We start from the raw sequence: 19,706 nt of genomic DNA, 5'->3' as shown, positions 1-19,706 counted from the left end.
TGAGTAAAGAGATGGTCCGCTGTTGCAAAAAGGCATTAAGAACATCCAGGGTAAAAAAAGGAGATAAAGAAATGAACGACATTATTAAGAAAATCGAAGATGCACAGTTAAAAGCAGAAGCACCGGAGTTCCGCGTTGGTGATACCGTTAAAGTTTACGGTAAAATCAAAGAGGGTAACCGCGAGCGTATCCAGGTATTCGAAGGCGTTGTCCTGAAAAGACAGGGCGGCGGAAGCAAAGAGACCTTCACTGTTCGTAAGAGCTCTAACGGCGTAGGCGTTGAGAAAACATGGCCGGTACACTCTCCGAATGTTGAGAAAGTAGAAGTTATCAGACGTGGTAAAGTAAGACGTGCGAAACTGAACTACTTAAGAGACCGTGTTGGTAAAGCAGCGAAAGTGAAAGAGCTGGTAAAATAATAAGTCGTTAAAAGGATGGCCGGAGGAACATGAGTAATTGTGTTTCTCCGGTTTTGTCTTACGGAGAATTACACTATGGGTATGAATACCAGATATGTAAAAGAATATTTCTACAAGAAAAAGATCCGTTCCATGTTTGTATGGAATCTGGAAATCATCGCAGCGATTCTTCTTGCGGCGGCATTTTCCTGGTTTTTCTGCAGAAGTGTCGTGGTGCAGGAGGGCTCGATGGAGCCGACTCTCGTGCCGGGGGAGCGTGTGCTGATGGACTCCGCCTGGTACCGCTTAAGTTCTCCGAAACGCGGGGATATCATCGCGTTCCGGACGAGTGAGGACAAGAAGGCGAGCATCCACATCAAGCGTGTGATTGCGCTGCCGGGCGAGACGGTACAGATCAAAGACGGACAGATCCTCATCAACGGGGAAGTCTATAATGAAAAAGATGAATTTCCGGCCATCACAAACGCGGGACTTGCCTCCGAGCCGATCACGGTCGGGAAGGGACAGTACTTTGTGCTCGGCGACAACCGGAACAACAGCGAGGACAGCCGCCACAACGGCATGGGACTCGTGGATTCGGACCGCATTGTCGGAAAGCTCTGGTTTACGATTTCGCCGTGGAAGAAAATCGGTTTCGTGTAAACGCAGCATAGAAGGAGAAGAAACATGAATTATCAGTGGTACCCGGGTCATATGACGAAGGCCCGCAGACAGATGCAGGAAGACTTAAAGCTCATCGACCTGATGATTGAGCTGGTCGATGCGAGAGTTCCTGCAGCGAGCCGCAACCCGGATATAGATGAACTTGGAAAGAACAAAGCACGGCTGATCCTGCTGAACAAATCGGACCTTGCCGATGAGCGCGGAAACGATGCCTGGATGGAATATTTCAAGGGAAAGGGATATTCTGTTGTGAAGGTCAATTCCCGTTCCGGAGCCGGCATGAAAGCGATCAACAGCGCCGTACAGGAGGCCTGCAAAGAGAAAATCGAGCGCGACCGCAAACGCGGCATCCTGAACCGTCCGGTCCGCGCGATGGTTGTCGGTATTCCGAACGTCGGAAAATCGACATTTATCAATGCGTATGCGGGCAGAGCCTGTGCGAAAACCGGAAACAAACCGGGCGTCACGAAGGGAAAACAATGGATCCGTCTGAGCAAACAGCTGGAGCTTCTGGACACACCTGGTATCCTGTGGCCGAAGTTTGAGGACCAGCAGGTGGGACTGCATCTTGCGATGATCGGTTCCATCAACGATGAGATCCTGAACGTGGAGGAGCTGGCGCTGTCCGTCATCGATTATCTGACGGCAGAGTATCCGGGAACGCTGGAGAAACGCTTTGGCTTTGAAGGCATGACGGATCGTGTGGAAATCCTGGGTGAGATTGCGCGTGTGCGCGGCTGCCTGAAAAAGGGAAATGAGCTCGATTACGAAAAAGCAGCACGGCTTCTGATGGATGATTTCCGGAGCGGAAAGCTCGGCAGAATCACGCTGGAAAAACCGGAATAAATGGATTTATCAAAATAAAAAATGCGGAGAACAACGATGACAGAGAAAAAACAATCGATATCCGCCATACGGGAAATTTTTGCGGCAGCTTCGGAGACGGAGCTGCCCGCCCTTTATCTGGAATATGAAGAGGATTCCCGTGCCGGCGTACAAAATCTGATTCAAAAATACCAGAAACAGGAAGAGGCCTTAAAAAAAGAGCGCGAGCGCACGGAACAGATGAAGATCTACGAACACAAATATGAGGATCTTGGCTGGATCTGCGGCATCGACGAGGTCGGAAGAGGCCCTCTGGCGGGCCCTGTGGTCGCAGGTGCGGTCATTCTGCCGCGTGACAGTAAAATCCTGTATCTGAACGATTCCAAGCAGCTGACGGCCAAAAAACGCGACGAGCTGTACGATGTGATCATGCGCGAGGCAGTGGCCGTCGGCATCGGCTATGCCTCCCCGGCGCGGATCGACGAGATCAATATTTTACAGGCAACGTACGAGGCGATGCGGGAGGCGATCAGCAAGCTTTCCGTGAAGCCGGATGTACTCTTAAACGATGCGGTGAAAATCCCGCAGGTGGACATCCGCCAGGTGCCGATCATCAAGGGAGATGCCAAGAGTGTTTCGATTGCGGCGGCAAGTATTGTTGCGAAGGTGACAAGGGACCGCCTGATGGAAGAGTACGACAAGGTGCTTCCGGGCTACGGTTTTGCATCGAACAAGGGCTACGGTTCGGCAGAGCATATCGCTGCTTTAAAAGAAATCGGCCCGTCACCGATCCACCGGCAGTCGTTTATCGGCCATTTCGTGTAAAGGCACTGCATCAAAAAAAGGAGAGGGTATCGCATTTGAACCAGCGGGAAGTAGGAACGAGACAGGAGAGCCGTGCGGCAGAATATCTGGAAAGCCTGGGATATCACATCCTAGTGCGGAATTTCCGGTGCCGCTTCGGTGAGATCGACCTGATCGCAAAACAGGACGACACATACATTTTTATCGAAGTAAAATACCGCACCGGCCGGACAGCCGGAGACCCGACAAGCGCCGTGGATGGAAAGAAACAGAAGAAAATTTCAAAAACAGCAGATTACTACCGCATGCTCCACCAGATCCCGATGGATGTGCCCTGCCGTTTCGACGTCGTGGCAGAGACACCGGAGGAGATCCGCGTCTATGCGAACGCGTTTTATTATCAGGGGAGCGGCTGGTAGGAAGGGAGTTTTTATGATACCAATTCAATGGAAACAAAACGATAAAAAAACGATGCATGTCAACGAGGCGGAAAACGGCGTGGTCTATCTGACCTGGCCGGCGATTGAGAAAATTGAGGGCATCCGCCATGCATTTTCCACACGGATCGGCGGGGTGAGTAAGGAACATCTTTCCAGCATGAATCTCAGCTTTTCGCGCGGCGACGATCCGGCGAATGTGCGGGAGAATTACAGAAGATTCTGTGAGGCGGCGGGGTTTGAAGTGGAAAACATTGTTACCTCCGATCAGGCACACACAACGAAGGTCCGTTATGTGACGAAAGCAGACTGCGGCAGCGGCGTGACAAGAGACCGCGATTTTCATGATATTGACGGTATGATCACTGACGAGCCGGGCGTCGTACTTGCGACATTCTATGCGGACTGCGTGCCGCTCTACTTTGTCGACCCGGTGCACCGTGCAATTGGACTTTCACATTCCGGCTGGCGTGGAACGGTCCACAAGATGGGACAGGCAACGCTCGATGCGATGCACGAACGGTTTGGAACAGAAGCAAAAGATGTGATCGCAGCCGTCGGCCCGTCGATCTGCCAGGACTGCTACGAGGTGAGCGGTGACGTGATCGAAGAGTTCCGGGCAGCATTCCCGGAAACACTGCATGAGAAACTGTTCTACGGAAAACCAGATGGAAAATACCAGTTAAATCTCTGGGAGGCGAATCATCAGATCCTTCTTGCAGCAGGAGTGCCGGAGAAGCAGATTCATCTGCCGAACCTCTGCACCTGCTGCAACCCGGATTTCCTGTATTCCCACCGTGCATCGAAGGGAAAAAGAGGAAACCTCGCGGCATTCCTTTCCTTGGTCTGAAAACAGGATCGAAAACAGAATAGAAAGCATCAAAAAACGGACCTGGAAAAAACAGATCCGTTTTTTTGCTGTATGCATCCGGCGGACACAAAATCGATTATCTGTGTTTTGCCAGCAGCTTATTGATTTTCTCTGTCGTAGACTGTACTTTTGCAACGGATACGTCGTGGTTAAGCGTATCGATGATGCTTGCCATATATTTGCTCATCTCAGCCGGCTCATACCAAGGACGGGAAACGAGTTCCGGTGTACGGTAGGTCAGGTCGGTGGTGATGACTTTGCTGATATAGCCTTTCTCATAGTAAGCATCGAATTTCTCCAGACCATCGGTGAAGAGGCCGAAGGTGGTGCAGACAAAGACGTGGTCAGCGCCGCGCTCTTTGACCTGTTTTGCAACGTCGAGCATACTCTCACCGGAGGAGATCATATCGTCGATGATGACAACATCTTTTCCTGCTACGGAATCGCCGAGAAACTCATGTGCCACGATCGGGTTCTTTCCGTTTACGATGGTGGAGTAATCTCTTCTCTTATAGAACATACCCATATCGACGCCGAGCACGTTGGAGAAGTATACGGCACGCGCCATCGCTCCCTCGTCCGGGCTGATGATCATCAGATGATCGTTGTCGATCGTCAGATCCGGAACGGAACGAAGAAGGGCTTTTAAAAACTGGTAGGTTGGCATGAAGTTGTCAAAGCCGCCGAGCGGAATTGCGTTCATGACACGAGGATCGTGTGCGTCGAAGGTGATAAAGTTGGAAACACCCATGTTCATCAGCTCCTGCAGAGCAAGTGCGCAGTCGAGAGACTCACGTTTGGTGCGCTTATGCTGTCTTCCTTCATAAATGAAAGGCATGATTACGTTGATCCGGTGTGCTTTTCCTGTTGCAGCAGCGATGATACGTTTCAGATCCTGATAATGGTCATCCGGTGACATGTGGTTCTCGTAGCCGCAGACCTTGTAGGTGATGCTGTAGTTGCAGACATCAACCAGGATGTAAAGATCGGCACCGCGGACGGATTCGTTGATCTTTCCTTTTGCTTCGCCGGAACCGAAACGCGGGCACTCGCAGTCAATCAGAAAAGAATCCTCGGAATATCCGGAAAAGGAAACCCCGTTGCGGCGCTCGGCGAGCTCTTTACGGAACTGAACCAGATACGCATCAACTTTTTTTGCCATTTCCATACTGCCCGGCAGAGCTGCGAGCTTTAACGGAGCAACCGGAATGGAATTTTCAAGTAAATCTAAATTAGCCATACAAACCTCCAGTAATCGACATTTTTTACAAACCATTTACTTCCTATTTATATCATCTTGGGAAAGGGCGCGTCAAGCAAAAAACGAAAGAATCCTTGCTTTTTGTGCAGGTTGTTGTTATTATAATGGATGAATGTCCGGAAGGTATGCAAAAAAAGCACGCTTTTTACTGGGCAAAGAGAAGTTATAAAGAAGTAAATGGAAAGGCCAAAACGTAAGATCTGTGAAAAACAAGACGAAACACATTATCAAGACAATAGAACCGGGCAGTATTGCCGAAGAACTGGAACTCGAACCGGGAGATGAACTGCTCCGCGTGAACGGGGAAATTATCGAGGACGTCTTCGATTACCACTTCCAGACCAACGACACGTATCTGGAACTCACGATCCGGAAAAAGGACGGCGAGGAATGGGACCTGGAAATCGAAAAAGAGTATGACGAGGAAATCGGCATCACATTCGAGAACGAGTTCATGGATCAGTACCGTTCCTGCAGCAACAACTGCATTTTCTGCTTCATCGATCAGATGCCGCCGGGAATGCGTCCCACCTTGTATTTTAAGGATGACGATTCGCGTCTGTCCTTCCTGCAGGGAAATTATATTACACTGACCAACATGAGCGACCACGATATCGACCGGATTATCCGCTACCATCTGGCACCGATCAATATTTCGTTCCAGACAACGAACCCCGAGCTCCGCTGCAAAATGCTGCACAACCGTTTTGCGGGCAATATCTTTCCGAAGGTCCAGCGCCTTTACGAGGCGGGAATCGAGATGAATGGACAGATTGTGCTCTGCAAGGGATACAACGACGGCGCAGAGCTGGAGCGCAGTATTTCGGATCTGTCAAAATATCTGCCGCATCTGAAAAGTGTTTCGGTTGTCCCGGTCGGACTTTCGAAGTACCGCGACGGACTGGCGCCTCTGGAACCGTTTACCAGGGAGGATGCAAAAGAAGTTCTTGCCACGATTCACAAATGGCAGAAAAAGCTGTATGAACAGTGGGGACTTCACTTTATCCATGCTGGTGATGAATGGTATCTGCTGGCGGGAGAGCCGATCCCGGAGGAGGAAAATTACGATGGCTATATCCAGCTGGAAAACGGAGTGGGAATGCTCCGGCTTCTGGAGGACGAGGTTGCGGAAGAACTTTCGAAACGAGAAGGGGACGACCGTCACCGCCATGTAACGATTGCGACCGGAAAAGCTGCGGCGCCGTCGTTGGAAAAACACATGCAGAAAATTCGTGAAAAATATCCGAATGTACAGGCGGAGGTTATCACGATTATCAACTATTTCTTTGGAGAATCCATTACCGTATCCGGTCTGATTACCGGAAAGGATCTGATGGAGCAGTTAGAGGGAAGAGATCTTGGCGACTGCCTGCTGCTTCCGTGCAACATGCTCCGTTCGGGAAAAAACGTCTTTCTCGATGATGTGACGGTGGAAGAGGTGGAAGAGCGCCTGAAAACACCGGTACAGATTATCGATGAGCCGGGCAGCGACCTGGTGAAAGCCGTTGTGGAGGAAAACCAGGAGACGATACACAGAAGGAGAACAATGTATGAGCAAGCCGATTGTAGCAATTGTGGGCCGGCCAAACGTGGGTAAATCCACCCTGTTTAATGTATTAGCCGGAGACAATATTTCGATTGTAAAAGACACACCGGGTGTAACCCGTGACCGTATTTATGCCGACGTGGAGTGGCTGAACCACAAATTTACGCTGGTAGACACCGGCGGTATTGAGCCGGAATCCAAAGATATCATTCTCTCCCAGATGAGAGACCAGGCGCAGATCGCCATTGATACCGCAAATGTCATCATCTTCATCACTGACGTCCGTCAGGGCCTTGTAGATGCCGATGCAAAAGTAGCTGATATGCTCAGAAGAAGCCGCAAGCCGGTTGTGCTGGTGGTCAACAAAGTCGACAACTTCGACCGTCAGATGATGGATGTTTATGAATTCTATAACCTCGGCATCGGAGAGCCGCACGCCATTTCCGCATCCGGAAAGCTCGGCATCGGCGATATGCTCGATGAGGTGACAGGATACTTTGATCCGGAGATGGAAAACGAGGAGGAGAGCGAGATTCCGCGCATCGCCATTGTCGGAAAACCGAACGTCGGAAAATCCTCCCTGGTCAACAAACTGCTGGGCTCGAACCGTGTCATCGTATCCGATATCGCCGGAACGACGCGCGATGCGATCGATACCACGATCATGCACAATGGAAATGAATATATTTTCATCGATACCGCAGGTCTTCGAAAGAAAAACAAGATCAAAGAGGAGCTGGAGCGGTACAGCATCATCCGTACAGTATCTGCCGTAGAGCGCGCAGATGTCGTCGTTCTTCTGATCGATGCAACCGAGGGTGTCACCGAGCAGGATGCCAAAATTGCCGGTATCGCCCATGAGCGTGGAAAAGGTATGATCATTGCGGTAAATAAATGGGATGCCTTGGAAAAAGATGACAAGACGATCTACCGCTTTACCGAAAAAGTAAGAAATACATTGGCTTACATGCCGTACGCAGAGCTTCTTTTCATCTCTGCGAAGACAGGACAGCGTCTTCCGAAGCTGTTCGAGACGATCGACATGGTTCTGCAGTACCAGAACCTGCGCGTACAGACCGGTGTCCTGAACGAGATTCTGACCGAGGCAATGGCAATGCAGCAGCCGCCGTCAGACCGTGGAAAACGACTGAAAATCTACTACATGACACAGGTTTCGGTCAAACCGCCGACATTTGTTATTTTCGTCAACGACAAAGAACTGATGCATTTCTCCTATGTTCGATATCTGGAGAATAAAATCAGAGAGTCGTTCGGCTTCCGCGGCACACCGCTGAAATTCATCATCAGAGAACGAAAAGAGAAGGAGCAGTAAAGAGTTATGGTACGGATCATATGCCTTTTGATCGGATACGCATTTGGCCTTTTTCAGACCTCATATATTTATGGAAGGACGAAGGGAATTGATATCCGGGAACACGGCAGCGGAAACGCAGGAACGACCAACGCGCTCCGGACTTTAGGGAAAAAAGCAGGCGCCATCACGCTTGCCGGCGACTGCATCAAATGCATTCTGGCGGTCCTGACGGTACGCCTGATCTTCGGTGCATCGCACCCGGAAATGCTGAAACTGCTGACGGTGTATGCTGCGGCTGGAACGATTCTCGGCCACAACTTCCCGTTTTACTTAGGCTTCCGCGGCGGAAAAGGAATCGCTGCGACCGCGGGTCTGATTATCTCGTTTGACTGGAGAATCACGCTGGTCTGTGCAGCGCTGTTTTTCCTGAATCTTGCAGTAACACACTATGTTTCCCTCGGTTCCATGATGGTTTACGTTGTCTTTTTTGCGATGGCCGTTATCATGGGACAGGCGGGCTGCTTTGCGCTGGAACCGCCGTATCTCTATGAGATGTACGTGGTGATCGCACTTCTTGCCGTGCTTGCCTTCTGGGAGCACCGTGCAAACATCAAGCGCCTCATCGCGGGAACAGAGCGGAAAACGTATTTATCCAAAAAGTCGGAGAAATAAAATATGGCAAAGATTAGTATCATCGGAGCAGGAAGCTGGGGAACCGCCCTCGGCCTCCTGCTCTGCAACAACGGGCATGACGTGACGATCTGCTCGGAAAATGAAAAGGAAATTGAGAGCTTAAAGGAACACAGAGAGCATCTGACGAAGCTTCCGGGCGTAAAACTGCCGGATGAAATGAAGTTCACCTGCGATGTGCGCGGCTCCCTTTCAGGACAGGACATCCTTGTGATGGCAAAAGCATCCCCGTACGTGCGAACCACATGTAAAAAGTATGCGGCGGATATTCCGGACGGCCAGCTCATCGTCAATGTGGCAAAAGGCGTGGAAGCCGATACCCTGATGACGATGTCTCAGATCATCGAGGAGGAAGTGCCGGGAGCGAATGTCGTTGTTCTCTCCGGACCGAGCCACGCAGAGGAAGTCGGCCGTGGCCTGCCGACCACGATCGTTGTCGGCGCGCATGACCGCGAGAGCGCACTGTATGTGCAGAATGTGTTCATGAGTCCGGTCTTCCGCGTTTACACAAGCCCGGACATCACGGGAATTGAACTTGGCGGAGCTCTGAAAAATGTCATCGCACTGGCAGCCGGAACGGCGGATGGTCTTGGCTACGGCGACAATACGAAAGCGGCTCTGATTACCCGCGGGATCGCGGAAATTGCACGGCTCGGTACGGCGATGGGTGCCCATGCGGAAACCTTCTACGGTCTTTCCGGTATCGGCGACCTGATTGTAACGTGTGCTTCCGTTCACAGCCGGAACCGGAAAGCCGGATACCTGATCGGCCAGGGCAGAACGATGCAGCAGGCGATGGATGAGGTTCAGATGATCGTCGAGGGCGTCTATTCCGCAAAAGCGGGTCTTACCCTGTCGAAAAAATTCGGAATCGAAACGCCGATCATTCAGGCAGTCAATCAGGTTCTGTTTGAAAACAAAAACCCGAAACAGGCTGTGGATGAACTGATGCAGCGTATGAAAAAAGACGAACTCGCCCCGGATCTCTGGGAGCGGTAAAAATAAGAAACCTGTCACTTCTGTGAAATGATACAGAGACGGCAGGTTCTTTTTTTGTGCAGACCGAAATTTTTCAGCAAAAATACGGGAAAAAGATGACAATACTTTCGAAATCAAGTATAGTAATAGAAAGCGGAATAATTTTAACTGAAAAGATGCGGAGGAAAATACAGCAGGAGGAAGAAAGAATGAGAGGAGTAGAAACAAGAATTCAGGAAATCCGCCATGCCATTTTTACGGAAGTTGCAAAAATGGCGTATGACGTGGACTCCCCGGTGGAAAAGACGATCGAGGAAATTCCTTACCGTGTAATTCCCGGTGAGGTCGGAAATTTTAGAAATGATGTGTTTCTGGAGCGGGCGATTGTAGGAGAGCGGCTTCGCCTTGCAATGGGACTTCCGTGCAGAAGCGCGGCAGAGCACGCCCCGATCTCGGACAATATCAAACTGGCGGACCAGGCGGAGACGTATTATACACCGCCGCTCATTAATGTCATCAAATTTGCATGCAACGCCTGTCATGAAAAACGGGTTCTGATCACGGAGGGATGTCAGGGGTGTCTTGCACATCCGTGCGTGGAAGTCTGTCCGAAAAAGGCCATTACGCTGGACCGCACCAATGGACGATCCTATATTGATCAGGATAAATGCGTCAAATGTGGTCAATGTGCCAAGGTATGCGGATACCAGGCTATTATCATTCAGGAGCGTCCGTGTGCGAGAGCCTGCGGAATGGATGCCATCGGTTCAGATGAGAACGGAAAAGCGGATATCGATTACGAGAAATGTGTATCCTGCGGCCAGTGTCTCGTCAACTGCCCGTTCGGCGCTATTTCGGACAAATCCCAGATCTTCCAGGTAATCCGTGCGATCCAGTCGGGAGAGCGCGTCTATGCAGCGCTGGCACCGGCGTTTGTCGGCCAGTTCGGACCGAAAGTAACGCCTGGAAAACTGCGTGCGGCGATGAAAAAGCTCGGTTTTGCGGATGTCTTTGAAGTTGCGATCGGAGCGGATCTCTGTGCGGCACAGGAGGCAGAGGATTTTGTGAACGAAGTTCCGGAGAAACTGCCGTTTATGGCGACATCCTGCTGTCCGGCCTGGTCTGTAATGGCGAAGAAACTGTTCCCGGATTACGCAAACTGTATCTCGATGGCACTGACTCCGATGACGCTGACGGCGCGTCTGATCAAGAAACACAATCCGAATGCGAAGGTTGTCTTTGTCGGACCGTGTGCGGCGAAAAAACTGGAGGCCATGCGCCAGTCTGTCCGCAGTGAGGTGGACTTCGTTCTGACGTTTGAAGAGATGTCGGGCATTTTCGATGCGCGCCAGGTAGATGTGAGTGCACTTGAGGAAGATCCGGACGGCGTCAGCGATGCATCGGTGGACGGAAGAAACTTTGCTGTCTCCGGCGGCGTTGCAAAATCTGTGGAAAATGTAATCCGTGAAAAATACCCGGACCGCGAAATCAAGATGGCAAATGCAGAAGGTCTGAAGGAATGCCGGAAACTGCTGACAATGGCGAAGGCCGGAAAGTACAACGGTTATCTTCTCGAAGGCATGGCCTGTCCGGGCGGATGCGTGGCAGGAGCCGGCACGATGCAGTCAATCAAAAAGTCGCAGGCGGCAGTCAACAAATATGCGGCGCAGGCAAAACACAAGATTTCCAGCCAGACAGAATATGTAAAAGAACTGGACAAGCTGGTAGACTAAAAAGAACAGCAAGGTGGAGACAAAAGTGAAAAAGAAAAGAAAGATGGGCTTTGCGGCAGCGATTCTTGCAATGGTACTTCTGTTTGCAGGATGCGGCCAGACAGAGACAAAGACGGAGAGCAGCACAGCGGCATCGGAAACAGAAGATGAGACACTGGTCCATGTGCTTGCATTAAAAGGACCGACCAGCATGGGAATGGTAAAAATGATGAGCGATAACGACAGCAAAGAATCACCTGCGGACACGTTTGAACTTGCCGCTGCCCCGGATGAGGTCAGCGCAAAACTGGTACAGGGAGAGGTGGATATCGCCGCGGTTCCGGCGAACCTTGCAAGCGTACTCTACAACAAGACAAACGGCGGCGTGCAGGTGCTCGCAGTCAATACGCTCGGTGTCCTTTATATCGTCGAGGACGGCGATACCGTACATTCCATTGCGGATCTGAAAGGCAGAACCATTTATGCGGGCGGCAAAGGTGCAACTCCGGAGTATGCTTTGAATTATATCCTCGAAAAGAACGGCCTCGTACCGGGTGAGGACGTAACGATCGAGTGGAAGAGCGAACACGCCGAGTGCGTGGCAGCACTTGCAGAAGATGCCGATGGAATCGCCATGCTGCCGCAGCCGTTTGTAACGACGGCACAGACGAAAAAAGAAACGCTGCGCACCGCACTTGACCTGACCGAAGAATGGAACAAAATCCAGGAGTCCGAAGGAACGGCGAGCACACTGGTGACAGGTGTTACCGTTGTGCGCACTGCCTTTGCCAAGGAGCATCCGGAAGCAGTTGCAGACTTCATGGAAGCTTACCAGGCATCCGTATCCTACGTAACCGAAAACACGGATGAGGCGGCAAAACTGATCGGGGATTATGACATTGTTCCGGAGGCAGTCGCAAAGAAAGCGCTTCCGGCATGCAACATTGTCTGCATCACCGGTGATGAGATGAAAGAGAAGCTTTCCGGTTATCTCGGTGTACTCAAAGACCAGAACCCGGAGGCAGTCGGAGGAGAACTTCCAGGAGATGACTTCTATTATTCCGAATAAAAACAAAAAAGAGAAACAGAGAAAAACGAAGCGCTGGCCGATCGTGTTCTGGCTTATGATCTGGCAGGCGGTAAGCGTTTTTGTCGGGCAGGAGATCCTTCTGGCATCTCCTGCTGCTGTTTTGAAACGCCTTTTTACGCTTGTAACAGAACAGGTCTTCTGGCAGTCCCTGCTGTTTTCCGGAGCACGCATCGGAGCCGGATTCCTTCTTGGTGCGGCGGCGGGAATTGCAGGAGCTGCACTTGCCGGTCGGTTTTCCATTGCAGAAGAACTCCTGACGCCGCTGGTTGCAGCAGTGAAAGCAGTGCCGGTCGCTTCTTTTGTGATTCTGATCCTGATCTGGGTTTCTTCGAAGAATCTTTCGGTTGTGATTTCGTTTCTGATGGTATTTCCGATCCTGTATACAAACACGCGGAACGGCCTACGGGAACTGGACACAGCGCTTTTGGAGATGACAGACGTTTTTCAGGTTCCGCGGCCGGTGCGGCTGCGCTGGGTGATCCTGCCGCAGCTGTACCCATATATCCGGACGGGATGTTCACTTTCCCTCGGCCTTTGCTGGAAGGCCGGAACGGCAGCAGAAGTAATCGGCATTCCGAACCGATCCATCGGAGAGCATCTGTATCAGGCAAAAATATATCTCGACACACCGGGACTCTTTGCCTGGACGGCAGCGATCGTGTACGCCAGCTTCTGTCTCGAAAAAGCTGTTTTAAAAGGAATGGATCTTGCAGAAAAAAGGATGCTGGTGATGAAATGAGAGAAGATACGATTGAAATCTGCCATCTGAAAAAAGCGTATGGAGAACACGTTATTTTTTCGAATCTTACGATGGAACTGAAAAAAGGAGCAGTGACCTGTCTGATGGCTCCTTCCGGGGCTGGAAAGACAACCCTGCTGCGGATTCTGGCAGGCCTGGAGCAGGCGGACGGCGGAAAAATCGGGGGACTGGAAGCCTTAAGAAAAAGTATGGTTTTTCAGGAACCGCGGCTGGCAGAAGAACTGACAGCTGCAGCCAATATCCAGCTCGCGGTAAGGCGCCGCATGTTTGGAAAAGAAAAAAGAAGCTCCCGTCATCTTGTGGAGGAGATGGAGGAACTCGGCCTTTCGGGCTGTGAAAACCAGGCTGTATCGGAACTGTCGGGCGGCATGCGCCAGCGGGTGGCGGTTCTGCGGGCCATGCGCATGGACGCAGATTTCCTCCTTTTGGATGAGCCGTTCCGGGGACTGGATGCGGGGACGAAAAAGAAAACGATGAACTATATCCGCAGAAAAGGAAAAGAAAAAACGATGCTTCTGGTCACGCATGATTTAGAAGAAGCCGAAGCAATGGGGGACTGGATCTGCACCTGCAGCAGACTGGATGGTATCCTCGAAATAAAGAGAAACAGAAAAAGCAGCACAGAAATCTGAAACGGAAAGAAACAGATTTTCTGTGCTGCTTTTGCTGTGAATCCGCAGTTACAGCAGGTCATCCGGTATGGAAGCAGAGCGGAGCTGTTCGTCCATCGTGTCGATGAGCGCCATGTCGGCTTCAGAAAGTTCGAAGTCGAAGACATCCGCGTTGGCAAAAATGCGGTCCGGCTGTGTCGATTTCGGGATGACACTGATGCCCTGCTGGACGAGGTAGCGGAGGCCGATCTGTGCTTCAGTGCGTACATACTTTTCTGCCAGCTGCTGCATAATCTCACGGTTCAGATAAAGACCTCTTGCGAGCGGCGCATACGCTTGAACGGCGATTCCATGTGAACGGCAGAAAGCGATGAGCGGTTTCCGGTTCCAGAGCGGATGGCATTCGATCTGGTTGACGGCCGGGATGACGCCGGAAAATTCAAAGAGGGCGGTAAGGTGCGGCTCCTCGAAGTTGCTGACGCCGATCGATTTTGCACGCCCGGATTCGCGGATTTTTTCGAGTGCGCGCCACGTCTCCGGGTAGCAGCCCGGCACCGGCCAGTGAATCAGGTAAAGATCAACGTAGTCGAGACGGAGACGGTCGAGGCTGCGGTTGAAGGCACCTTCGATATCACCGACCCGCTGCGCGGTATTCCATACCTTTGTGGTAATAAAAAAATTTTCCCGCGGAATTCCGCTTGCGCGGATCCCGCGGCCGATGCTGTCCTCGTTTTTATAGGAGGAGGCGGTATCGATCAGACGGTAGCCGTATTTTGCCGCGGTGACAATTGCTTTTTCTGCCTCTTTTTCTGTCGATTTGTAAGTGCCAAGCCCCAGAAGCGGCATCGCTCTGCCGTCGTTCAATGTGATGGTTGGAATAGAAAGTGCCATAAAAACCCTCCGTATCTTGAATCAAAAAAAGATTCTGCCGTATTTCTCTCATAATTATGTTTAGTATAACATGAAAATTTAAAGAAATCAGACCAAATATATTAAAAAAGTTTAACACAATCGGGAAATGAAAAAAAATAACAAGCCACGCAAGAAAAAAGAAGGATGCCAGGACGGCCAGTACGGCGAATTGTACAGAAATTTTGTGGAGGCTGTATTGATTTTGTGCATGAAATAGAGTATAATAAACTTGAATTGATATTTATTTATCATTCCCTGTACAATCTGCAGGATGTTTCAGGAAAACAAAAGCGGACGAAACGGACGGCAGAGGAAAATACCAGGGACAGAGGAGGCCATATTATGCATTTATTATATGACGAGAATGGAAATCCCATTCCGCACGGAGCTCACGACGAGCACCATCATCACCATGACCATCATCACGAGGGAGAAGACTGCGGACATGCCTGCAATGCATGCGGTTCCGAAGAAAAATGCAAGGACGAGAATCTTGCCCTTTTAACCTATATGCTGCAGCACAATGAACATCACGCAGCAGAACTCGACGAGATGGCCGACAAACTGGAAAAAGCCGGAATGGCGGACGCCGCAAAACAGATCAGGGAGGGAGTATCCGATTTCCAGAAAGGCAATATGCGCCTGTCCCTTGCACTGACGCTTGTAAAAGAGCATTTGAAAGAAGTTAAGTAGAGGAGGCGTAAGCTATGTGCCTTGCAACGGTATACAAAAATCCGGAAAACACAGTTGTCTGTAAAAATGTAAGCCGCATCGATGTCGATGGAGAATACGTTCTCATCCGTGACATCCTGGGCGAAGAGATCAGACTGCAGGGTAAGATCAAAATGGTAGATCTTGCAAACAGCATCGTAGAGCTGGACTGTGAATGATAATTGGTTGACGGAACCAGTTATTCTATAAAAGCGGTTTTAAGACCCCGGGGTCTGCGAATCGGAACAAACAGAACAGGCGAACCGGGACTTAGAATAGGAATATATCATATTAAAGCGGAGGTAAATTGAATTATGAAACTTTCAGAAGAGATGAAAAACAAGACCCTTCTGTCTTTTGAGCTGTTCCCGCCAAAGACAGAGAAGGGACTGCAGAATCTGCCGGGTACCATCGACCACCTGATGAAATATAACCCGTCTTACATTTCCTGTACATACGGAGCAGGCGGCGGAAACGTCGGAGCAAACCGTGAAGTATGTCAGATGATCAAAAATGCCGGAACCACACCGGTTACTCATTTCACCGTTATCAAAAACACAAAAGAAGGAATTAAAGAACAGCTGGATCAGTATCTGGCTGACGGCGTAGACCACATGCTGGCACTGCGCGGTGATATTCCGCTTGGCGAGACCACAACCTGCGGTGACTTTGACTACGCTACGGATCTTGTAAAATTCGTACGTGATACCTACGGCGACAAATTTGAAATCGCTGTTGCAGGTTCACCGGAAGGCCACATCTCCTGCAGAAGTCTGGAGTCTGATATCGCAGTTCTGAAACAGAAACAGGACAACGGAGCTGACTACATCATGACACAGCTCTGCTGGGATATGGAGCAGTTCAAATACTGGCTCGATGCAATCCGTAAAGCAGGAATCACCATGCCGGTAGACGTTGGAGTTATGCCGATCCTGGATCAGGCAGCTACCATCAACATGGCACTTTCCAGAAACGGCTGTGTGATGGACAGAGAGCTTTCCAGAATGATCTCCAGACACTGGCTGTTCCCGAACCCATTTGCAGCAAAAGATGCAGAGGGCAAACCGTTCGACGTATTCTACGACAAGAAAGTTGCAGAGTTCAAAGAAGAGGGTATCGAATATACCGTAAAACAGATTGATGCATACCGTGCACTCGGTGTCAATGGAATTCATCTGTATGCACTGAATAAATGGAAAGACGTATCTGAAATCATCGACAGATCCGGCCTTTGCACACTGGTTTAATGAATTAATTACTTGAATTTGGGAGGCATCCGATTTTTATGGCACACGTAATAGCTGTCGCCGGAAAAGGCGGCGTTGGAAAAACAACATTATGCGGCTTGCTGATCCAGTATCTCTGCGAGTCAGGAAAAGGTCCTGTTCTTGCGGTTGATGCGGACGCAAACTCAAACCTGAATGAGGTACTCGGTGTAGAAGTAGAAGCTACCCTTGGAGATATCCGGGAGGAGATTGCCCGTGCAGAGATGGCATCCAAAAACCCGATTCCGGCAGGTATGAGCAAGGCAGATTATGCGGAATTTAAATTTGCAGGCGCTCTGACTGAGGAAGATGATTTTGACCTGCTTGTGATGGGAAGAACACAGGGAAAAGGCTGCTACTGCTTCGTCAATGGACTTCTGCAGAATCAGCTTGCAAAGCTGTATCCGAATTACCCCTTCATGGTTGTGGATAACGAGGCAGGCATGGAGCATATCAGCCGTGGTATACTTCCGGGAATGGATACAGCTATTTTGGTCAGTGACTGCTCAAGAAGAGGAGTACAGGCCGCTGCGAGAATCGCGGAGCTGATCAAAGAATGCGATATGAAGCCGAAGCAGGTAGGACTGATCGTAAACCGTGCGCCGAATGGCGTGTTAAATGAGGGAACCCGTGAGGAGATTGAAAAACAGGGATTAACTCTCCTTGGCGTTGTTCCGCACGATGATCAGGTTTATGAATATGACTGTGACGGAAAACCAACCGTACGTCTGCCGGAAGACTCTCCGGTACGCGCGGCATTAAAGAAAATCGTAGAAAACCTTGATTTATAAAAACAGAGAATCTGCCCTCCGCTTTGTACACGCTGCAGACGGAGGGATATTTCAAAAGTAAAATATCCCCCATGGGAGGATGTTTTTACCATAAAAATATTAAAATACAATCTTGAGGAGGACAAGATGAGCGAATTCAAATTAACAAGCGTAGAAGAATTCGAACAGGCCACGAATGAGCTCCTGGAAAATGGTGCAAAGGTTGGCGCTGACGCATGGCAGTTTCGTGTAAAAAACCAGACCCCGCACTGTAAATTCGGTGAGCAGGGAACCTGCTGCCGTATCTGTACGATGGGACCTTGCCGTATTACACCAAAGGCACCGAGAGGAATCTGCGGATGCGATGTACACGGTATTGTAGGACGTAACTTCCTGCGCTTTACAGCAGGCGGTTCCGCAACACATTCCGATCATGGCCGTGAGATCTGCCACACACTGCATGAGGCTGATCCAAACGGAAACTACAAAGTAAAAGATCCGGAGAAACTGATCCGTATCGCAAAAGAGTGGGGCGTAGAGACAGAAGGAAAAGATATTTACGATCTGGCACATGAGATGTCCGAGCTGGCTCTGATGGAGTATGGTAAACCGTTTGGAACACAGAGATTCCTGAAACGTGCTCCGCAGCACACACAGGAAATCTGGGAGAGAGAAGAAATCGCACCGCGTGCGATTGACCGTGAGGTTGCATGTTCTCTTCATATGACTCATATGGGATGTTCTTCCCTTCCGGAAGCACTCGTTCGCCAGTCCCTTCGTTCCGGACTTTCCGATGGATGGGGCGGCTCCATGATGGGTACCGAGTTCTCTGACGTACTGTTCGGAACTCCAAAGCCGATCGAAACCGAGGCAAACCTTGGTGTTATGAAAGAAGATGAAGTAAATATCATCGTTCATGGCCATGATCCGTCACTTTCCGAGATGATCTGCGAATACGCAGACGATCCGGAGATGATCGCATATGCAAAAGAAATGGGAGCAAAGGGAATCAACGTGGCAGGTGTCTGCTGTACTTCCAATGAAGTAGCAATGCGCCGCGGCGTGCCGATGGCAGGTAACTTCCTGCAGCAGGAAAACGTGGTACTGACCGGTGCCTGCGAGGCCATCGTTGTTGACGTACAGTGTATTTTCCCGGCCCTTGGACCTTTAAGCAAATGTTTCCATACTAAATTCGTTACCACCAGCCCGATTGCGCAGATGCCGGATGCAGAATACATTCGTTTCAACGCAAAAACAGCAGGTGAGAATGCAAAAGCCATCGTAAAAATGGCAATTGAAAACTTTAAAAACCGGAAACCGGAGCTGGTACATATCCCGCATATGAAGCAGAAAGCAACCGTTGGATACTCTTTTGAGTCCATCATCAAGACTCTGGATAAAGTAACCAATTCCCAGGTTGACCAGACCGGAACTCTGATGCCGCTGTGGCAGTGTGTGGCATCCGGCGTTATCCGCGGTGCAGTTGCCATGGTAGGATGCAACAACCCGAAAGTCCGTCCGGACACCGCTCACATCGAGCTGATGAAGAAGCTGATCGCGCACGACGTTATCATCGTTGCTTCCGGATGCTCTGCACAGGCAGCAGCAAGAGCAGGTCTGATGGACAAACGTGCTAAAGATCTCTGCGGTGCAGGTCTGAAACGTGTCTGCGAGCTGGCTGATATCCCGCCGGTACTCCACATGGGATCCTGCGTTGATATCTCCCGTATGATGGTTCTTGTAGCAGAACTTGCTAAAATCGGTAATGTCAATATTTCCCAGCTTCCGGTTGTCGGATGTGCTCCGGAGTGGATGTCTGAGAAAGCAGTTTCCATCGGAAACTATGTTGTAGCAACCGGTATCGATACTTACCTTGGCGTAGAGCCGTACGTATCCGGATCCACTGAGGTAACAGGACTCCTGACCAACGGTGTCCGCGACTGGGTTGAGGCAGCTTACACAGTAGAAAAAGACATCGACAAGCTGGGCGATGCAATGCTCGCACGAATCGAAGAGAAACGTGCCGCACTCGGCGTATAAAAAGGACAGGGCGGTCCCTGACGTAA

The 19,706-nt window shown here is 50.3% G+C and carries 21 protein-coding genes; 19 read left to right on the top strand and 2 right to left on the bottom strand.

Annotated elements, in window-relative coordinates:
- Positions 1-71 precede the first annotated feature (71 nt).
- From rplS to pgeF, 6 genes are all read left to right on the top strand, one after another.
- Positions 72-419: a 50S ribosomal protein L19 gene (gene rplS, locus DW642_RS01565; RefSeq protein ID WP_022461510.1), complete on the top strand. Its 348-nt coding sequence runs from the start codon at positions 72-74 to the stop codon at positions 417-419.
- Between the two features lie 81 nt (positions 420-500).
- Positions 501-1,061: a signal peptidase I gene (gene lepB / locus DW642_RS01560; protein WP_055218369.1), complete on the top strand. Its 561-nt coding sequence runs from the start codon at positions 501-503 to the stop codon at positions 1,059-1,061.
- A gap of 24 nt (positions 1,062-1,085) precedes the next feature.
- Complete coding sequence (gene ylqF, locus DW642_RS01555) at positions 1,086-1,928, top strand: ribosome biogenesis GTPase YlqF (RefSeq protein ID WP_055226467.1); 843 nt, start codon at positions 1,086-1,088, stop codon at positions 1,926-1,928.
- 36 nt (positions 1,929-1,964) lie between these two features.
- Positions 1,965-2,732 carry a ribonuclease HII gene (locus DW642_RS01550; protein WP_055266587.1) on the top strand — a complete coding sequence of 256 codons (768 nt, stop codon included), beginning with the start codon at positions 1,965-1,967 and terminating at the stop codon, positions 2,730-2,732.
- A gap of 35 nt (positions 2,733-2,767) precedes the next feature.
- A complete protein-coding gene (locus DW642_RS01545) occupies positions 2,768-3,130 on the top strand; it encodes a YraN family protein (RefSeq protein ID WP_022461514.1) in 363 nt (120 codons plus the stop codon).
- Positions 3,131-3,143: 13 nt separating this feature from the next.
- On the top strand, positions 3,144-3,998 hold the full coding sequence (gene pgeF / locus DW642_RS01540) for a peptidoglycan editing factor PgeF (RefSeq protein ID WP_055226466.1): 855 nt from the start codon (positions 3,144-3,146) through the stop codon (positions 3,996-3,998).
- A gap of 97 nt (positions 3,999-4,095) precedes the next feature.
- Here the strand turns inward: pgeF and DW642_RS01535 are convergent, their stop codons facing one another.
- Positions 4,096-5,259: a ribose-phosphate pyrophosphokinase gene (locus DW642_RS01535; protein WP_117509055.1), complete on the bottom strand. Its 1,164-nt coding sequence runs from the start codon at positions 5,257-5,259 to the stop codon at positions 4,096-4,098.
- Between the two features lie 223 nt (positions 5,260-5,482).
- Here DW642_RS01535 and DW642_RS01530 point away from each other — a divergent pair, with 223 nt between their 5' ends.
- The 8 genes from DW642_RS01530 to DW642_RS01495 all read left to right on the top strand — a co-directional run bounded on the left by DW642_RS01530 (position 5,483) and on the right by DW642_RS01495 (position 14,003).
- Positions 5,483-6,877: a DUF512 domain-containing protein gene (locus tag DW642_RS01530; RefSeq protein WP_117509054.1), complete on the top strand. Its 1,395-nt coding sequence runs from the start codon at positions 5,483-5,485 to the stop codon at positions 6,875-6,877.
- On the top strand, positions 6,831-8,159 hold the full coding sequence (gene der / locus DW642_RS01525) for a ribosome biogenesis GTPase Der (protein WP_022461518.1): 1,329 nt from the start codon (positions 6,831-6,833) through the stop codon (positions 8,157-8,159). Before DW642_RS01530 ends, der begins: the two co-directional genes overlap by 47 nt.
- A gap of 6 nt (positions 8,160-8,165) precedes the next feature.
- Complete coding sequence (gene plsY / locus DW642_RS01520) at positions 8,166-8,813, top strand: glycerol-3-phosphate 1-O-acyltransferase PlsY (RefSeq protein WP_117509053.1); 648 nt, start codon at positions 8,166-8,168, stop codon at positions 8,811-8,813.
- A gap of 3 nt (positions 8,814-8,816) precedes the next feature.
- Positions 8,817-9,830, top strand: coding sequence for an NAD(P)H-dependent glycerol-3-phosphate dehydrogenase (locus DW642_RS01515; protein ID WP_022461520.1), 1,014 nt, complete (start codon positions 8,817-8,819; stop codon positions 9,828-9,830).
- Positions 9,831-10,018: 188 nt separating this feature from the next.
- Entirely contained in the window at positions 10,019-11,542 is a 1,524-nt protein-coding gene (locus tag DW642_RS01510) for a 4Fe-4S dicluster domain-containing protein (RefSeq protein WP_117509052.1), read from the top strand.
- A gap of 25 nt (positions 11,543-11,567) precedes the next feature.
- Positions 11,568-12,590: an ABC transporter substrate-binding protein gene (locus tag DW642_RS01505; protein ID WP_022461522.1), complete on the top strand. Its 1,023-nt coding sequence runs from the start codon at positions 11,568-11,570 to the stop codon at positions 12,588-12,590.
- The gene (locus DW642_RS01500; protein ID WP_117509051.1) at positions 12,568-13,350 is read left to right on the top strand and encodes an ABC transporter permease; all 783 of its coding nucleotides are present in this window, start codon (positions 12,568-12,570) and stop codon (positions 13,348-13,350) included. The genes DW642_RS01505 and DW642_RS01500 overlap by 23 nt, the downstream gene beginning before the upstream one ends.
- Positions 13,347-14,003 carry an ATP-binding cassette domain-containing protein gene (locus tag DW642_RS01495; protein ID WP_070100780.1) on the top strand — a complete coding sequence of 219 codons (657 nt, stop codon included), beginning with the start codon at positions 13,347-13,349 and terminating at the stop codon, positions 14,001-14,003. Before DW642_RS01500 ends, DW642_RS01495 begins: the two co-directional genes overlap by 4 nt.
- Before the next feature lie 48 nt (positions 14,004-14,051).
- Here the strand turns inward: DW642_RS01495 and DW642_RS01490 are convergent, their stop codons facing one another.
- Entirely contained in the window at positions 14,052-14,873 is an 822-nt protein-coding gene (locus tag DW642_RS01490) for an aldo/keto reductase (protein WP_117509050.1), read from the bottom strand.
- A 363-nt stretch (positions 14,874-15,236) separates the two neighbouring features.
- Between DW642_RS01490 and DW642_RS01485 the strand changes: the two genes are divergently transcribed.
- The 5 genes from DW642_RS01485 (at position 15,237) to cooS (ending at position 19,680) form a co-directional block, all read left to right on the top strand.
- Positions 15,237-15,587, top strand: a complete 351-nt coding sequence (locus DW642_RS01485) for a hypothetical protein (RefSeq protein WP_055218122.1) — start codon at positions 15,237-15,239, stop codon at positions 15,585-15,587.
- A 14-nt stretch (positions 15,588-15,601) separates the two neighbouring features.
- Positions 15,602-15,784 (top strand): CooT family nickel-binding protein, encoded by a 183-nt coding sequence (locus DW642_RS01480; RefSeq protein ID WP_117509049.1) that lies wholly within the window; start codon positions 15,602-15,604, stop codon positions 15,782-15,784.
- 135 nt (positions 15,785-15,919) lie between these two features.
- Positions 15,920-16,852 carry a methylenetetrahydrofolate reductase gene (locus tag DW642_RS01475; RefSeq protein WP_022462431.1) on the top strand — a complete coding sequence of 311 codons (933 nt, stop codon included), beginning with the start codon at positions 15,920-15,922 and terminating at the stop codon, positions 16,850-16,852.
- 38 nt (positions 16,853-16,890) lie between these two features.
- Entirely contained in the window at positions 16,891-17,661 is a 771-nt protein-coding gene (locus tag DW642_RS01470; protein WP_022462430.1) for an ATP-binding protein, read from the top strand.
- A 126-nt stretch (positions 17,662-17,787) separates the two neighbouring features.
- Complete coding sequence (cooS, locus tag DW642_RS01465) at positions 17,788-19,680, top strand: anaerobic carbon-monoxide dehydrogenase catalytic subunit (protein WP_117509048.1); 1,893 nt, start codon at positions 17,788-17,790, stop codon at positions 19,678-19,680.
- Positions 19,681-19,706: the final 26 nt, after the last annotated feature.

Source organism: Blautia sp. AM23-13AC (assembly GCF_003435675.1).
Classification (GTDB): domain Bacteria; phylum Bacillota; class Clostridia; order Lachnospirales; family Lachnospiraceae; genus Fusicatenibacter; species Fusicatenibacter saccharivorans.
The sequence above is the reverse complement of the archived record's forward strand: the minus strand, read 5'-3'. Positions and strand labels throughout refer to the sequence as shown.

What these genes read in the sequence shown, in the direction of transcription:
- ylqF (WP_055226467.1), top strand. Translation starts at nt 1,086, where the DNA reads ATGAATTATCAGTGGTACCCGGGTCATATGACGAAGGCCCGCAGACAG.
- cooS (WP_117509048.1), top strand. Translation starts at nt 17,788, where the DNA reads ATGAGCGAATTCAAATTAACAAGCGTAGAAGAATTCGAACAGGCCACG.
- lepB (WP_055218369.1), top strand. Translation starts at nt 501, where the DNA reads ATGAATACCAGATATGTAAAAGAATATTTCTACAAGAAAAAGATCCGT.
- DW642_RS01475 (WP_022462431.1), top strand. Translation starts at nt 15,920, where the DNA reads ATGAAACTTTCAGAAGAGATGAAAAACAAGACCCTTCTGTCTTTTGAG.
- DW642_RS01510 (WP_117509052.1), top strand. Translation starts at nt 10,019, where the DNA reads ATGAGAGGAGTAGAAACAAGAATTCAGGAAATCCGCCATGCCATTTTT.
- DW642_RS01515 (WP_022461520.1), top strand. Translation starts at nt 8,817, where the DNA reads ATGGCAAAGATTAGTATCATCGGAGCAGGAAGCTGGGGAACCGCCCTC.
- DW642_RS01535 (WP_117509055.1), bottom strand. Translation starts at nt 5,259, where the DNA reads ATGGCTAATTTAGATTTACTTGAAAATTCCATTCCGGTTGCTCCGTTA.
- DW642_RS01490 (WP_117509050.1), bottom strand. Translation starts at nt 14,873, where the DNA reads ATGGCACTTTCTATTCCAACCATCACATTGAACGACGGCAGAGCGATG.
- DW642_RS01550 (WP_055266587.1), top strand. Translation starts at nt 1,965, where the DNA reads ATGACAGAGAAAAAACAATCGATATCCGCCATACGGGAAATTTTTGCG.
- DW642_RS01500 (WP_117509051.1), top strand. Translation starts at nt 12,568, where the DNA reads ATGACTTCTATTATTCCGAATAAAAACAAAAAAGAGAAACAGAGAAAA.
- DW642_RS01480 (WP_117509049.1), top strand. Translation starts at nt 15,602, where the DNA reads ATGTGCCTTGCAACGGTATACAAAAATCCGGAAAACACAGTTGTCTGT.
- DW642_RS01495 (WP_070100780.1), top strand. Translation starts at nt 13,347, where the DNA reads ATGAGAGAAGATACGATTGAAATCTGCCATCTGAAAAAAGCGTATGGA.
- der (WP_022461518.1), top strand. Translation starts at nt 6,831, where the DNA reads ATGAGCAAGCCGATTGTAGCAATTGTGGGCCGGCCAAACGTGGGTAAA.
- rplS (WP_022461510.1), top strand. Translation starts at nt 72, where the DNA reads ATGAACGACATTATTAAGAAAATCGAAGATGCACAGTTAAAAGCAGAA.
- DW642_RS01470 (WP_022462430.1), top strand. Translation starts at nt 16,891, where the DNA reads ATGGCACACGTAATAGCTGTCGCCGGAAAAGGCGGCGTTGGAAAAACA.
- plsY (WP_117509053.1), top strand. Translation starts at nt 8,166, where the DNA reads ATGGTACGGATCATATGCCTTTTGATCGGATACGCATTTGGCCTTTTT.
- DW642_RS01485 (WP_055218122.1), top strand. Translation starts at nt 15,237, where the DNA reads ATGCATTTATTATATGACGAGAATGGAAATCCCATTCCGCACGGAGCT.
- pgeF (WP_055226466.1), top strand. Translation starts at nt 3,144, where the DNA reads ATGATACCAATTCAATGGAAACAAAACGATAAAAAAACGATGCATGTC.